Origin of the sequence: Mycobacterium asiaticum, from assembly GCF_001673365.1 — a bacterium.
GTDB lineage: Bacteria > Actinomycetota > Actinomycetes > Mycobacteriales > Mycobacteriaceae > Mycobacterium > Mycobacterium asiaticum_A.
This window is the reverse complement of record NZ_LZLS01000217.1, coordinates 1-14,292: the sequence shown is the minus strand read 5'-3', so window position 1 is coordinate 14,292 and position 14,292 is coordinate 1. Positions and strand designations below refer to the sequence as shown.

The following is a 14,292-nucleotide window of genomic DNA, read 5'->3' as shown; positions in this document are numbered from 1 at the left end:
CTGGGCAACGAGCGGGTCAGCATCGGCGGCAGCGGATCGTTCTATGAAGGCCTGGCAGCGCAGTTGGTGACGGCGGCCAGGGCGGAGCGGGCGGTCTGGGCGGAGTGGGTGGCGCCGGAGGCGCTGGTTCCACTGTGGGGGCGAGCGGCACGAAAGGCGTTGGCGGCTCGGGAGGACAAGGTGGAAGTGGCGGCTTCGGCGGCACAGTCGCCACCGAGCTCGGCAACCCCGGCAACGGCGGCAACGGCGGCCGCGGCGGAGATGGCGCCGTCGGTGGTGGTGCCGGCGGTACCGGCGGTAGCGGCGGTGGCGGCGCAAACGCACTGCAACCCAGTTTCAAGGGAGGCAAGGGCGGCAACGGCGGCAACGGCGGGACTGGCTTCGGTGCTGCCGGTGGCGATGGCGGCAAGGGCGGCACCGGGGGCGATGGTGGCCCGGGCGCCTTCCAGACGCCGCCTGCAAGCGGCGGTAACGGCGGCAATGGCGGAAATGGCGGAAGCGGAATATACGTAGGGGGTACCGCGCCAGGCGGTAACGGTGCCGGCGGCGCTCCCGGAGGCAACGGGGTCGGCGATAGCGGTGGCCCGGGCGGTGCGGGTGGCGCCGGCGGGACGGGCGGTTCATTCTGAAACAACCCAGGCACTAAACCCGTCGCTCGGACAGGCGGGCGCGCGAGTCGTTACGTGGTGTCGCCGTGTCCAAACACGCGCTGGCGTACGCGCCGTCCAGAGCAAGCTGTCCGTCGGCCAGTAACAGGCGATCTCTGGGCTAGATGCCCACCGTGCTTTCAGATCCCTTAGGCGCCAGACGATTTCGGTAAATCAACCTCGCTGGCTTGATTTCAGAGAGCCGTAAGTGGAGCCGTGCCAAACGACAGGGTCCCGGGCCCGCAATTTACACAATTACTACTTGTAAAAACAGTAGTAACCTGCGGAGTATGACCTACGTGATTGGCAAGCCCCGCGTGGATTTCAATGACATCTACGAGGGCGCGCGGATGCGTCACATCCATCCCTGTGAATGTGTCGCGCACCTCGGTTTCCAGCCCGAACCGGTCCGACCCACGTCCGCTGTCCGTGGTGGTGTACCGCGGTGAGTGTCGAGCAGTTACGCATCGATGCGGATGGTGATCACACTTACCGTGTCCAAGTGCCGCTGGGTGAGGATTGCGTCACGATCTTTGTGCGAGCAACCCCCGACGTCGTCGCCCGCATCGCGGGTGCGGATGTCGACGAGACGCGCGTGGTCGCGGCGACTATTGCCTTTCTGACCACGCGCCAAGATGCGGACGACCTGCCAGAACAGCTCGACCTCGACGACGTGATGGCGGCTTACGACGACTACGTCGAAGATGTTCAGGCTCAACTGGCCACGCCCGGTAACCGCGGACGCAACTCAGTTGCGACGGAAGGCGCAGCGGTGCAGAAGAATTCGCTGATCGCGCTAGCGGGTGAACTTCTCGCCGCGGCGCACAAATCCGCGACCGGTCGCAGCACCCACACCCTCTACGGTGGACATCGGAAGGCGTTGCGGCAGAACCTAATCGCACTCACCGCCGGAACTGCACTCCCAGATCAGGACAGCCGCGGCGAGACTATCCTGCAGGTGCTGCAAGGACACGTTCGCCTCACCGGCAACAGTCGCTGTGACTGCACCATCGGCGACCACCTCGTCGTCCCGCGAACGCCGCAATGCCTCGAAGCAATCGACGATTCGGTCGTCTTGGTGACCGTCGCAAAACAATCGAGTAATGCGTGATGTGCACGGCTCTTGCTAAAACTGCTGCACAGGAGTCCTAGCCGTAAAGGGCTCCGTCGCGATTAAGCGATTTCGGCAGAAAAGCCGAAGCGGTTTATTACGATCTGCCACCATGACGAAGTCGGCAGTACTGGCAATTAGCTTTACGGTAGGGCTCGCCGTCCTCCCCTCGGCCCATGCGGATCCGGGTGGTACATCGGCTGCGGATTCCGTGCGCTCCTATGTAGCACCCCTGCCGCTGGAGCCAAACTCTCGATGCGACCCCAATTATTCAGGCGCCTGTGTCCCGATCGCCAGTGACGTCGACTGTGCGGGCGGTGGAGGCAACGGCCCAGCTTATGTTGCGGGTCCGGTAACTGTGGTAGGACGTGAATCGCCCTGGAAATCCCCGAGACTCCTGGCCTTGGAAACGAGGATGCAGGTATGCCCACGGAATCGTCGTCGGGGAAGAAGCCGACCAGTCGCAGGTATAACCCGGAGGAGAAGGCGGCCGCGGTGCGGATGGTCCGCGCTCTGCGTGCCGAGTTGGGTACCGAGCAGGGCACGGTCTCACGGGTGGCCCGCCAGCTCGGTTACGGGGTGGAGTCGGTGCGGTCCTGGGTGCGCCAGGCCGACATCGACGACGGGTATGCGCCCGGGGTGTCTACCGTGGAGTCGGCCCGGATCAAGGAACTTGAGCAGGAGAACCGAGAACTCAAGCGCGCCAACGAAATACTGAAACGTGCGGCAAGTTTTTTCGGGGCGGAGCTCGACCGCCAACACAAGAAATAGTCGACTTCGTCGACGCCCACCGACAGGAGTTCGGGGTCGAGCCCATCTGCACCGTCCTGCGATCAGCAGGGGTATCGATGGCCCCAAGCACCTACTACGACACCAAGACCCGTGCACCGTCGGCACGCGCTCAACGCGACGCCGAGCTGGGTCCAGCGCTGGTGAAGCTCTGGGAGGATAACTACCGCGTCTATGGGGCCCGCAAGCTGTGGAAGGCAGCACGTCGGGACGGGCACGATGTGGGTCGCGACCAGGTGGCCCGGTTGATGCGGGCCGCCGGCATCTGTGGAGCACGGCGCGGCAAACGGGTGCGCACCACCACGGCGGACCCCACCGCCACGCGCCACCCCGATCTTGTACAGCGCAAGTTCACCGCGACCGCGCCGAACCAGCTCTGGGTGATGGATCTGACGTTCGTGCCGACCTGGGCCGGCGTCGCTTATGTGTGTTTCATCGTCGATGCGTTCTCGCGGATGATCGTCGGCTGGCGAGTTGCCTCCCACATGCGCACCACCATGGTGCTCGACGCGATCGAGATGGCCCGCTGGTCACGAGGAAACCTGTTGGCGGGCTTGACATGTCATTCCGATGCGGGATCGCAGTTCACCTCCATCCGCTACGGCGAACGCCTCGCCGAGATCGGTGCGGTCCCGTCTATAGGCTCGATCGGTGACAGCTTCGATAACGCTCTCGCGGAGACGGTGAACGGCTACTACAAGGCCGAGCTGATCTACGGACCTGCCCGCAACGGCCCCTGGAAGACCGTCGAGGACGTCGAACTGGCCACCCTGGGCTGGGCGTACTGGCACAACACGAACCGCCTACACGGCTACCTCGGCGACCTCCCGCCGGCCGAGTTCGAAGCCGCGTTCTACGATGCCCAACGGAACGACCAACCCCTGGTCGAAATCCAATAACCCGAGCCTCCGGCCAAACCAGGGCGATTCAGACGCGACATCTACAAGCTGGATAGAAACGGTGATGGAATCGGCTGCGAATAGGAACACGCGCCGAATGCAAAGTCGCAAAACCGTTGCCCCTCTTGAGGAAACAACTCTCGTCCATCCGCCGGAGTGGGGGATGCGACGGTGTTCGGCAACGATTCATAAGTGCGTTGATGACGAGACCTTCGGAAACGTAAGTGTTGACATCCCCGATCTGCCACGTCGTAAACTTGCGCAACGCGCGCCGAACCGATTTCGAAAAGAGCGTTGCCCCTTTCCAAATGGGCGTCAATGCTGGCTCTAAAGCATAAGGAGTTGAAATGAATTTCAAGCTCGCTCGCCACGGCGCCGCGATATTGGGTTGCGCGACGGCGTTGGTGCTTTCTGTGCCGGTTGCCAGCGCCGATCCGCCCGACCCGCATCAGCCCGACATGACGAAGGGCTTCTGCCCGGGTGGTCGATGGGGCTGGGGAAATTTGGCCGTGTGCGACGGCGAAAAGTACCCCGACGGGTCCTATTGGCACCAGTGGATGAAAACCTGGATGGCCGGCCCGCAGTTCTACTACGACTGTGTCAGCGGTGACGAACCAATGCCGGGCCCGCCGCCGCCCGGCGGTTGTAACGGTGCGATCCCTCCCGGGGACCCGGCCGCGCCCTGACCTCAGCGGGCTATCGGGCGTACCACGCGGTGAAGGTCCCAGGTCATTGCGATGCTCCGGTAATAGATGAAACGCTGGCACGGGAACGCGATGGTGTTGACATCGGGCATTGACGCCATAGCTAAAGCCAATTAGCTGTCGTCGCCCCCGCCGTACAACAAGACCTAGCTAGGGGCCGGTCGCAGGGGGAAGGAGATCGGTGTCGACCGTACGCTCTCGACCGCGGCTCTATGTGTTCTGTGCGGTGGCGCTAGTGGCGGTCATCAACGCGATAGGTCCTTGGGGCGAGCTGGCAGCCAATCGAGGCGAGAAACTTCTTCAGCTGTGCACCTCCCTGGCGGCGATCGTCTGCGCCCTTATGGTTGCGCGACGGGTGCGCGGCATGTCGCGGTGGTGGCGGCTGCTCTACGCGGCGGCGCTGGGGCTATGGGTGTTCAGTCAGGCGCTCTGGTGGACCAGTGGGCCCGGGCCGGACGGTGTCATGACCGTTCCCGGACTGGTCGCTGACATGCTGCTGCCGGTGATCGCGCTTCCGGCGGTGATTTTGCTGGTGCGCTCCGGCGGCACGGTGTTCGGAACGGGCGGGCTGCTGCGGCGCCCGCCGCTCACCAGTGTCCTGGACGGAGTCGTTGCGGGTCTGTCGTTTCTGATTCTGGCGACCCTGGGCGGCTACGGTGCGGGCTCGACGGCCTCGCTGCCCCGGTCGGGTAATCCGGTCTTCGAAGTGGTGTTCGCGCTGGGGGAGGTGGCCCTGGTGGCCACCGTGGTCCTGATCGCGATGGTGTATGACCCGAACCGTCCGTACCGGACGAACTATTTGCTGCTGGCGGGCGGGCTGGTTTTCATGGCGGTCTCGGACAGAGTCATCGCCTACTTTCAATCAGTCGGTCTCGACCGCGGCCAACTGATTGGCGGCATCGGGTTGATTCTCGGCCCGGTACTGATCGCCTCCGCAATGCTTGAATATCCGCTGCGGGACGAATCCGATCACCTGGACCACGGCGTCGACTGGGCCCAGCTGATTATGCCGTATATCGGATTCCTCGGAATCGCAGTGCTTTTCGCGTTTCACGTGCTTATCGGCCGGCCGCTGGACGGGCTTGCGGTTTGCATCACGGTGCTCATGGTTCTGTTGGTGGCAATGCGTCAGGTGATCGCGACGCGGGCGCAGCGGCTGCTCACCCAACGCCTGTATCTGGCTCAACGCCGACTCGCACACCAGGTACATCATGACGCGCTGACCGGGCTGCCGAACCGGGTCCTGTTCGCCCAACGTCTCGACGAGGCGATGCGCGTCGGTGGTTTCGTGCTGATCTTCATCGACCTCGACGACTTCAAAGAAATCAACGACCGGTTCGGGCATGCAGCCGGCGACGAACTGCTCTGCGCGGTTGGTGAGCGACTCAAGCGGTGCGTAGCCCAGGACGACACGCTTGCCCGTATCGGCGGGGACGAGTTCGCGATTCTGATCCACGGAGAAGTCGAGGACCTGGGGACGGTCAGTGATCGCCTGAAAGTTGCTCTGAGAGACCCGTTCCCACTTCACGGCTCCTCGGTACGTGTCCGGGCGAGTTTGGGCGTGGTACGGCCGAACGCCCAAGACGGCCCTCAGACATCTGACGACCTGCTGCGGCAAGCGGACATCTCGATGTATGCGAGCAAACGACTCGGCAAGGACACGGCGGTGATCTACCAACCGCTGACGGGAGTGCGTGCCGACTTTCCGACCGCGCTGCGCACCGCCAACGGCGGCATACCTGCCGGATTCAGTCTTGTCTACCAGCCGATCGTGCGGGTTCCGGAAGGAACATTGCTGGCCGTGGAGGCTCTGGCCAGGTGGACCGCACCCAACGGAATGCACGTTTCCCCGGAAACATTCGTCATCGCTGCCGAAGCCGCGGGACTGGGCGCCGCACTGGATGCCATGGTGCTGGAGCTGGCGTGTTGTGAAGTCCAGAGCGCGGGATTGGACAGCGACATTCACGTCAACATCGGTGCGGCACGCCTCGGCAACGCCGACTTCGAAGAGCACGTAAAGCGGACACTGCAGCGGCATCGAATCGCGCCGGGCCGTCTCGTGATGGAGATTACCGAGACGGTACCCATCGTCGACCTCGTCGCCGCAGCAGCTCAGATCAATCGACTCAACGAAATCGGTGCCCGGGTGGCACTCGATGATTTTGGAGCGGGATACAACTCATTGACCTACCTGCACGCGTTGCCGGTGCAAATCGTGAAATTAGACCGCAGCCTGGCCGTTGGCACCGACCCGGTGCACGACTTGGCTCTCTATAGGTCGGTGATCGGGCTGTGCGCCGAACTGGGCTTCGGCGTGATCGCCGAGGGTATCGAGTCGATGGCTCAGCTCGACATCATTCGGGCCGCCGGATGCCACCTCGCTCAGGGCCACCTGTTTGGACAACCCGCTCCCATCGGCCAGTTCGCCCGGGCGAAGCGCCCGCTCTGGCGGGCCGTGTAAGCACCTTTCCATGCCTTGAACTGGGGTTAGGCGATCGGGCCCCGGCGAAGGTAAGTGTGGAAATTTTGGTGCCGGGTATAAATGCGGGCGTATGACTACTGCACGCACGCAACCGGATCAGCGCGAACTGGACAGCATTCGGCGCGTCGTGGACGCGATTTCCCAGGCGTTCGCGGCCAAAATCGTTGGGCAGCAAGACCTGCGGGAGTCGCTGCTGATCGGTCTGCTCGCCGGGGGTCACATCCTGCTCGAAAGTGTCCCGGGCCTGGCCAAGACCACCGCCGCCAAAGTGCTCGCCGAGGCCGTTCACGGCCGCTTTCAGCGCATCCAGTGCACGCCGGACCTGCTGCCCAGCGACATCATCGGCACACAGATCTACGACTCGGCGAGCAACTCTTTTGTCACCCAACTCGGTCCGGTGCACGCCAACATCGTGTTGCTCGATGAGATCAACCGGTCGAGTGCGAAAACCCAGAGCGCGATGCTTGAGGCAATGGAGGAGCGGCAGGCCACCATCGCCGGGCAAGTGCATCCCATTGCCGAGCCGTTCCTGGTCATCGCCACCCAAAACCCCGTGGACCAGGAAGGCACCTACCCGCTGTCTGAAGCGCAGACCGACCGCTTCCTATTGAAGGAGATTGTGCGGTACCCCTCCCCGGAGGAGGAGGTGGAAGTGATGTCGCGGATCGACGCCGGTGTCTACGACAAGGCGCAACCCACCCCGCCGGTGGTCAGCCTCGACGACGTCCTGCGCCTGCAGGGCGTGGTCCGTCAGGTGTATATGGACCGCACGCTGATGCTTTATGCCAGCCAACTGGTCGACGCGACCCGCCACCCTGCGCGAACTCTGCCCAAGCAAGTCGCGCGTCTGGTCGAGTACGGTGCCAGTCCTCGGGCCACGATCGCGTTCTGCAAGGCGGCACGCGCGCAAGCGGTGCTGTCCGGCCGGGCCCATGTGCTGCCCGAAGACATCGCCAACCTGGCGCACCGGGTACTGCGGCACCGCCTCATCCTCGGGTTCGAAGCGGCCAGCGCCAACGTCACCGCAGAGACCGTGATCGACGCTGTGCTGCGGGCCGTCCGGGTCCCCTGAGCCAGACGGTCATCTTGGGCAAGCACCTCAACCGCGCGAAAGCGCACTTCGGCACCGACACCCGCGGTCTGCTCGAGGGTGGGCGCTACGCCCTGTTGCACACCCGCAGCCTGGAATTCGACGACCTGCGCCCCTACGTTCCCGGTGACGACGTTCGCGACATCGACTGGAAGGCCTCGGCGCGGTCAGGCAGCGTGCTGATCAAACGGTTCGTCTCCGAGAAGCACCACAAGATCCTGCTCGTCGCCGACGCCGGCCGCAATATGTCGGCGCTCGCACCCAGCGGGGAGTACAAGCGCGACGTCGCCGCGCACGTGATGGGCGCGGTGGGGCTGATCGGCTTGCGACGCTCCGACCAGATCGGCATGGTCTACGGGGACCGTCGCGGCTCGGTCAACGTCCCACAGCGTCGCGGCGAGACGCACGTCGAGGGGCTGCTGCATCGCTGGTACCGCCATACCATGACCGATCCGGGTCCCGGCGATATCACCGCCCAACTCGATTACGTCGCAACCCATTACCGGCACACGATGCTGATCGTCGTGGTGTCTGACGAACCCGAACTCGACCCGCGTCGGGTAGACCGACTCGGCGGGGTCCTTACCCGACTGAGTGGGCGCCACGATCTCTTGTGGGCGATGGTGTCGGACATGCCCGCGGTGGGTCCTGACAACACCGACGGGTACGACGTCGCCACAGGTCGTTTCGTCCTCAACGGGGCCGACCTCGGTCCGCGGGTTCTCGCGGCGTATCGCCGCGCCGAGCAGATCCGTCGCGACCGCCTCGATGCGTTCCTCACGGCTCGGGCGATCCCGCACGCGACAATCTCCGGCAGCGACGACATCCGGCGAAAGCTCGTCACCCTGACCGAGGTGAGCGGCCGTGCCGGATGACCTGCTGCGCCACGTATTCGGTCCGCAGCCCTACTCGTCCTGGTGGTCGGTGTGGGCAGTGCTGCTATTTCTCGCCGTCATCGTTTGGTACACAAGCGTTTTCGTGTGGACGCTGCCGTCACACCGGTTGCGGCGCATCCCTGTGGTGCGGCGGTTGCACGCAGGGGTGATTCGGTACCGCTTCACCCGCCGGGTGCGGCGCATCGCGGATGAACAGAGGGCAGGGCAGCTCTCAGGCCCGCAAGCGTGCGCGGCGATCAGCCGGACGGTGCGCAGTTTTCTTCACCAGGCAACCGGTGAACGGGCCCAGTACCTACATGTCGGCGACCTGGCCGACGGGCGGCTCGCCGCGGCCGCACCGTTGCTGACCCTGCTCCACGATGGGCAGTTCAACGCCGAGACAGCGGTCGACGTCGCCGATGTCAGTCCCATGGCGCAGGAGTTGATTCGCTCGTGGACTTGAGGTGGTGGCCGGTAGCGGCGATCGGGGCGGCCTGCCTCGTCGCGGCCGTTGTGCTGGCCGCCCTGCTGCCGATGAGCGCCGCCCGGCGGCGGCTGCGTCCACTGGCCAACATCGCCCGGCTGACCCGGTTGCCGGAGTACGCGAAAATGGCCCGGCTCCGTTCGCTGTCCACGGTGGTGACGTTGGTGGTGTTGACGATCATGTTCGGTGCCGCCACGTGGGCGGCTGCCCGGCCGATCACCGGCAGCAAGGACTACCAGGGTTTCGATGCCGCTCATCCCGAAGACATCATGCTGTGCGTCGGACAACCGGTGACCGACGCCGCTACGACCGAACTGCTCGACTACTTCGCCCGGCAGATAGTTGACGCGCCCCAAAGCCGACGGATCGGGCTGACCTCGGTCAACCGTCGGCTGGTGCCGTTGACGCGCGACCATTCCTACGCCGCGGCGCGATTGCAGGAGTACGCGCGGGCGCAACGGGCGCAGTCCGCGTCGTTCGCGCCGTCGGTGCGCTACACCGACTATGCCGCGAGCGTGGATGACACTCTGGCACTGTGCATTTCAGGGTTCCCCTCAGATGAGCACAGCGCCCGACGTCGCTCGGTGATCTACCTCGGCCCGTCTAATCTTCGTGCGGCCAGCGAGCAGCGCGCCGCGTTGTTCACCGCGGGCGGCGTGCGGGACTTAGCCATACGCGCTGACATACAACTTGACGTCATCGACACGGCGCCGTCACCCGCGAGCGGTTCACTCCTGGCGCTGGCTCAGCAGACCGGGGGCCGATATCTCGCGCCCGGACGAGGACCGGTGACGACGGCGATCAAAGAGATCCGGACCAACGCCCCGTCCGCGCGACTGTCCGACGGCACCACCGTGACGGCCGACTTCGAGGACGCCCCGGTGATACCGCTGGCGGTCGCGTTGCTATCGGCTGCGGTTTTGTCGGTGGCGCTGTTGGTGTTACGCCGATGACGTTCGAACCGTTGCTGCCCTGGGCGATCCTGGCCGTCGTCGCCGGCGCGCTCACCCTGGCACGCCTGGTGTCCCTGCAGCAGGTGCTCTGGTCGGCGAGACGCGGTTCCGGACGCCGACTGCGCGCGGTGCTGCGCTGGAGCGGCGTGACCATGGTGGTGTTGCTGATTTTGGTCGCGGTTACCCGTCCGGGTCTTCGCGACGACGAAAATCACAGGGGTACAACGAAAGCCGGCGAGCATCTCAACGTTTTCCTGATCGTCGACCGCTCGGCAGACTCGGCGGTTGAAGACTACGGCCTCGGCCTCGGCGCCGGCGGCTCTAGCCAATCTCGGATCACCGGAATGCGCGCCGACATTGCGGCGCTGACCCAGCAATACCCGGCCGCACGGTACGCACTGATCACCTTCGCCTCGCGTGCCGCACTGGATTGGCCGCTGTCTGAAGATGTTTGGAGTCTGCGCCCGACTATCGCCGCTCTACGCCCCTACCAGAGCGGCCCGGACGGCGAATCCAGCGTCGATGCCGCCGCGGCGAGCAACGTGCTGCGCTATCAACTGATGCAGGCGACACAGCAGTATCCCGGTTCGCGAAACGTGGTGCTGTACTTCGGTTCCGGGGCGCCGAGCTCCCGCGCCCCGCAAGGTGAGTTTCAGCTTCCGTTCGGGTCGGTTAGCGGCGGAGCGGTGCTTGGCTACGGTCTGGCCGATGCGATCAACGAAGCGGAGTTGCGAAAAGTCGCGGGACAGCTGGCCGTACCGTACCTGCACCGCGATTCCGCTCAAGCCTTCCGTCCGGAGCTGCCTGACTCGCCGAGCGGTCGTCGGGCGGAAGCCGCGAAACGGACCGAGTTGTACTGGGTGCCGGCGCTGCTCGCGGCGGCACTGCTGTTGGGCGAGATCTATCTTTCGGTTCGAGAGTTCCGACGCGGCCGCATCGCGCGACGGGACATGGCATGAGCGTCAAACCGGCCAGGCTGAAGCTGCGACGGCGGCTGCTGATCTACTCGGCACTGCCGGCCGTCGTCGGGCTGCTGATCGCGATCAAGCTGATATCGGTTGTGGTCGCGGGAAATTCGGCGGTCACGGCCTTTGAAACCGGCAACGGGAACGCGTTACGTGAGGACGCGGCCATCCTCGGGGTGGCGAACCTGGTAGAGCCAGCGAAGGCGCCGTTCACCGCGGGCGTCGCCGCCGTGCTGCAGGGCCGGCTCGACGACGCCGACATTCAGTTCCTTGCCGCCCTTGCCCACACCGACGCCGCGCACTCCTGCCCGGTACGGGTCAACCTCGAACTGGTCCGCGAAACCCAGGGTGATCAAGCCGCATCGGCCCGCGATCGGTCCCGCGCCGAGGAGCGATACGCCAGTGCCGCGTCTATCGTCGACGACGCGCCGCGCGACTGCTTCGCCGGCAACAGCGACCCGGACTTACAGCGTCAGGCCATCCGACACGACGCCGCGAACCGGCTGGCGGCCAAGAGGTCCGCGCTCAACGCCCCACCGTCCGCATTGCCACCACCCCTGCCGCCACCGCTCGTGGCCCCACCTGCGCCGCCGCCACTGGTAATCACACCCGACGGCCGGCAGATCCCCGCCCGGCAGCTCGACCCGGACGAGGGCGATCCCCTCGACAAGTTGCTGCAGGTGCTCGAGGATGCCGCCGGTGCCGCGCCGCCGGGGGAGTAAATCCGGGGAGAAATCAGCGTGCCGGAAGAGGTTTAAATTCGCGGCTCATCGGGTAAGGGCCATCAGGTCAGGAAAACGCCAGCTCGTAACGCACGCGGTCCGTAACATGAGGCGATCACTATCCATGGGATTGGGGATTTCGATGCACGCGAAAAGCATCGCGCGAGTGGCCTTTTCGGCACTGGCAATCACTGCACTGTCCGGCATCTTCACCGCGCCGTCGGCATATGCCGATGACAACACGGTGGTGTTCGAGGCGCTCGGCTCCGGCCAGGCCTTGACCATCGACACCGACCCGGCCATTGATCGCGTTTACAACGCGACGTTGCCGTGGAGCCGAACCGTCGAAGCCGGCCCCAATGTCACGATGTTCCAGGTCGTGGTCGTCGGGAATGGTTCCACCAACCCGGGATGCCGCATCTCGATCGGTGGCCATGTGGTGGCCGAACAGCCAGTCGGCGGCTCGGCGCACTGCATCTACACTCGGTAACCGGGCACGCCTGTTTCTGCTCGATTTAGCCAGTACCGAGCGGAAAATCTGCTGTGATGGGCGGGTAGCTGCACCAACGCGACCCGGGAAGTCCCATGTACAACTACCCGCCACCTGGCTATCCGCCCCCGCCCTACGGATCGCCTGCGCCGGTTCCCAAGAGGCCCGTGTGGCCGTGGGTACTCGGCGGCGTCATCCTGCTGCTGGTAGTCGTGGTGGTGGCGGTTGCCATCTTCGTCGTCGTCGGATCCAAGCGAAGCGGCGGCGTCGATGTCACGTATGAGGTTGAGGGAACAGCCAATTCGGCGGACATCACCTATACCGCGCCCGGCGACAACAGCCAATCCGAGCACGGTGTCTCGCTGCCATGGCGCAAGAAGGTCACCCTGGGGACGACGGTCGTGCTCGCCGCATTGACGGTCACGACCTTGCAGTCGGGTGCCACGGTTTCGTGCCGAGTGCTGGCGGACGGCAAGGAGGTGGCCCAAAGCGGCCCGACGCAGATGATCGTTAGCTGTCTGGGCAGCACCGGGAACAAGTGGCCATCGCCGACGAGAAGCAGGAGATAGCGCTCGCGGCCGGCCGGCATTGCCGCCCGAACCTCGGGCAGATCCTGCCCGCAAATACACTGACCCTCCGTGGGCATGCTTTTTGGCTTTGCGCCGTGGATCGTCTACTGGGTCCTGGTCGGTAACGTCCCGTTCGGCACCGCGGTATCTATCGCGCTGTTGATGGCTGTCGCGGTTTTCGCCGTCGGGCGGGCCACCAATAAGCCCGGGCGAACCCTCGAAATCGGGGCCGTCGCAACCTTTGTGGTGCTGGCAGTGTTGACGTTCACGCTCAGCGACGAATTCATGGCACGTTGGATCCAGCCGCTGAGCAACGCCGGCATATTCCTGGTCGCGCTGGTCGGCGTGCTGATCGGCAAACCGTTCGTGCGCGAGTTTGCCGCCGCCGAACAACCCGCCGACGTGGTCAACACCGACCTGTTCAGACGGATCACGACGACACTGACCTGGATCTGGGTGGGCGCCTTCGCGGGCATGACCATTTCGTCGGCCATCCCGCCGCTGGTGCAAGGTAACGCGACGATCCTGGACACCAAGACCCCGCTGTCGTTCGTCTGCTACTGGGTCATCCCGTTCTCGCTGTTGGGGGTCGCGGCCCTGGCGTCGCGGTTCCTGCCGGAACGGATGCTCGTGGGGATCGACGACGTCGCCCGCGAAACGTCCTTCGTGGCCTATGACGAGGCCACCATCGACGAGCTGTACTACCTGGCCCAGGAGCACGCCAACCGCGAGGTCGGGCCCGGCAAAGAGGCCTACAGCGTCAAGGTGGGAGGCATGGGAACTCCGCTGACCGGCGACGAGTCGCGCAAATCCTGGCCGTCGACCTACAAGGTGAGAGACAAGAAGCATTAGCGGCGCCCGGTGTACACCCCCACGTCAACTTGCCCTGATTGGGTGACGTGGATGGCAGACGCAACCCGTTCGATCGCCGCCCTGATGTGCACCGCCGGCACGATGCTGGCGGCGGTTACCGGCTGTGCGTCCAGCGCGTCGCCCTCGATGCACTCGTCCTCCGGAAAAGCTGAGTTCAGCACCGCGGCCGGAAAACCACTCAACCTCACCCCGGACCGGCTGTTGGCCGCCACGGGCGGCATTACACCGGTCGGGTTCGGCAAGCCCGCGCACGGCAAGGTCAGCTACGGCTCGGACGGCGAGGTGATCTACACCCCCGACGCTGGGTTCACTGGAACCGACGAGTTCGACGTCACGGTCAGCCGGGCGGTCAAGGTCTACTCGGAGGATCAGCTTCCGTTGGCCAGTTTCAGCTTGGCAATATGCGGGTGAAAGTCCGGTAGCGGCAATACCTTTTCGTTGGGTGCCCGCCCGTCGACGTTCGGGCCGCGATCGGTGAGGCCATAGATTTCGTCGCTGCTGCCTGGCACCGCGGCAATCGCGGACCCGTGCGCGCTGGCCTTGATCCCGACGCCTCCGATGGTGGCCAACGGAAGCTGATCCTCCGAGTAGACCTTGACCGCCCGGCTGACCGTGACGTCGAACTCGTCGGTTCCAGTG

16 protein-coding genes, 1 pseudogene and 1 other annotated feature are annotated in these 14,292 nt (G+C 64.8%); of the genes and pseudogenes, 16 read left to right on the top strand and 1 reads right to left on the bottom strand.

Annotated elements, in window-relative coordinates; genetic code table 11:
• Window positions 1-134: 134 nt before the first annotated feature.
• From A5634_RS28460 to A5634_RS28810, 16 genes are all read left to right on the top strand, one after another.
• Window positions 135-629, top strand: coding sequence for a hypothetical protein (locus A5634_RS28460; RefSeq protein ID WP_065146858.1), 495 nt, complete (start codon window positions 135-137; stop codon window positions 627-629).
• 463 nt (window positions 630-1,092) lie between these two features.
• Complete coding sequence (locus A5634_RS30200; protein ID WP_367593472.1) at window positions 1,093-1,758, top strand: hypothetical protein; 666 nt, start codon at window positions 1,093-1,095, stop codon at window positions 1,756-1,758.
• 423 nt (window positions 1,759-2,181) lie between these two features.
• Window positions 2,182-3,446 (top strand): IS3 family transposase gene (locus A5634_RS25730; RefSeq protein WP_155769735.1). Its coding sequence is split into 2 segments (ribosomal slippage): window positions 2,182-2,494 and window positions 2,494-3,446, totalling 1,266 coding nucleotides; the frame shifts between segments, so codons are not numbered across the junction.
• Window positions 2,484-2,615, top strand: a sequence feature (AL1L pseudoknot). It overlaps the preceding gene by 132 nt.
• A gap of 39 nt (window positions 3,447-3,485) precedes the next feature.
• A complete protein-coding gene (locus A5634_RS30195; protein WP_081290663.1) occupies window positions 3,486-3,530 on the top strand; it encodes an excalibur calcium-binding domain-containing protein in 45 nt (14 codons plus the stop codon).
• A 263-nt stretch (window positions 3,531-3,793) separates the two neighbouring features.
• Window positions 3,794-4,132 (top strand): hypothetical protein, encoded by a 339-nt coding sequence (locus tag A5634_RS25725; RefSeq protein WP_065146855.1) that lies wholly within the window; start codon window positions 3,794-3,796, stop codon window positions 4,130-4,132.
• Between the two features lie 199 nt (window positions 4,133-4,331).
• Window positions 4,332-6,611: a putative bifunctional diguanylate cyclase/phosphodiesterase gene (locus A5634_RS25720; protein WP_065146854.1), complete on the top strand. Its 2,280-nt coding sequence runs from the start codon at window positions 4,332-4,334 to the stop codon at window positions 6,609-6,611.
• Window positions 6,612-6,702: 91 nt separating this feature from the next.
• Window positions 6,703-7,704 carry an AAA family ATPase gene (locus A5634_RS25715; RefSeq protein WP_065146853.1) on the top strand — a complete coding sequence of 334 codons (1,002 nt, stop codon included), beginning with the start codon at window positions 6,703-6,705 and terminating at the stop codon, window positions 7,702-7,704.
• A gap of 14 nt (window positions 7,705-7,718) precedes the next feature.
• Window positions 7,719-8,597: a DUF58 domain-containing protein gene (locus A5634_RS25710; protein WP_065146852.1), complete on the top strand. Its 879-nt coding sequence runs from the start codon at window positions 7,719-7,721 to the stop codon at window positions 8,595-8,597.
• A complete protein-coding gene (locus A5634_RS25705) occupies window positions 8,587-9,060 on the top strand; it encodes a hypothetical protein (protein WP_065146851.1) in 474 nt (157 codons plus the stop codon). The genes A5634_RS25710 and A5634_RS25705 overlap by 11 nt, the downstream gene beginning before the upstream one ends.
• Window positions 9,051-10,034, top strand: a complete 984-nt coding sequence (locus A5634_RS25700) for a hypothetical protein (RefSeq protein ID WP_065146850.1) — start codon at window positions 9,051-9,053, stop codon at window positions 10,032-10,034. The genes A5634_RS25705 and A5634_RS25700 overlap by 10 nt, the downstream gene beginning before the upstream one ends.
• A complete protein-coding gene (locus A5634_RS25695) occupies window positions 10,031-10,993 on the top strand; it encodes a vWA domain-containing protein (RefSeq protein ID WP_065146849.1) in 963 nt (320 codons plus the stop codon). Before A5634_RS25700 ends, A5634_RS25695 begins: the two co-directional genes overlap by 4 nt.
• The gene (locus tag A5634_RS25690) at window positions 10,990-11,721 is read left to right on the top strand and encodes a hypothetical protein (RefSeq protein WP_065146848.1); all 732 of its coding nucleotides are present in this window, start codon (window positions 10,990-10,992) and stop codon (window positions 11,719-11,721) included. Before A5634_RS25695 ends, A5634_RS25690 begins: the two co-directional genes overlap by 4 nt.
• A gap of 166 nt (window positions 11,722-11,887) precedes the next feature.
• Window positions 11,888-12,211, top strand: coding sequence for an MmpS family transport accessory protein (locus A5634_RS28815; RefSeq protein ID WP_172831791.1), 324 nt, complete (start codon window positions 11,888-11,890; stop codon window positions 12,209-12,211).
• A gap of 95 nt (window positions 12,212-12,306) precedes the next feature.
• Complete coding sequence (locus A5634_RS25680; RefSeq protein WP_081290661.1) at window positions 12,307-12,780, top strand: MmpS family transport accessory protein; 474 nt, start codon at window positions 12,307-12,309, stop codon at window positions 12,778-12,780.
• Between the two features lie 69 nt (window positions 12,781-12,849).
• A complete protein-coding gene (locus A5634_RS25675) occupies window positions 12,850-13,632 on the top strand; it encodes a hypothetical protein (RefSeq protein ID WP_065146846.1) in 783 nt (260 codons plus the stop codon).
• Window positions 13,633-13,683: 51 nt separating this feature from the next.
• The gene (locus A5634_RS28810) at window positions 13,684-14,064 is read left to right on the top strand and encodes an Ig-like domain-containing protein (RefSeq protein WP_065146845.1); all 381 of its coding nucleotides are present in this window, start codon (window positions 13,684-13,686) and stop codon (window positions 14,062-14,064) included.
• Here the strand turns inward: A5634_RS28810 and A5634_RS28805 are convergent.
• Window positions 14,022-14,292: pseudogene (locus A5634_RS28805) on the bottom strand (esterase-like activity of phytase family protein); the annotation flags it as partial. The gene A5634_RS28810 and the pseudogene A5634_RS28805 sit on opposite strands and share 43 nt — an antisense overlap.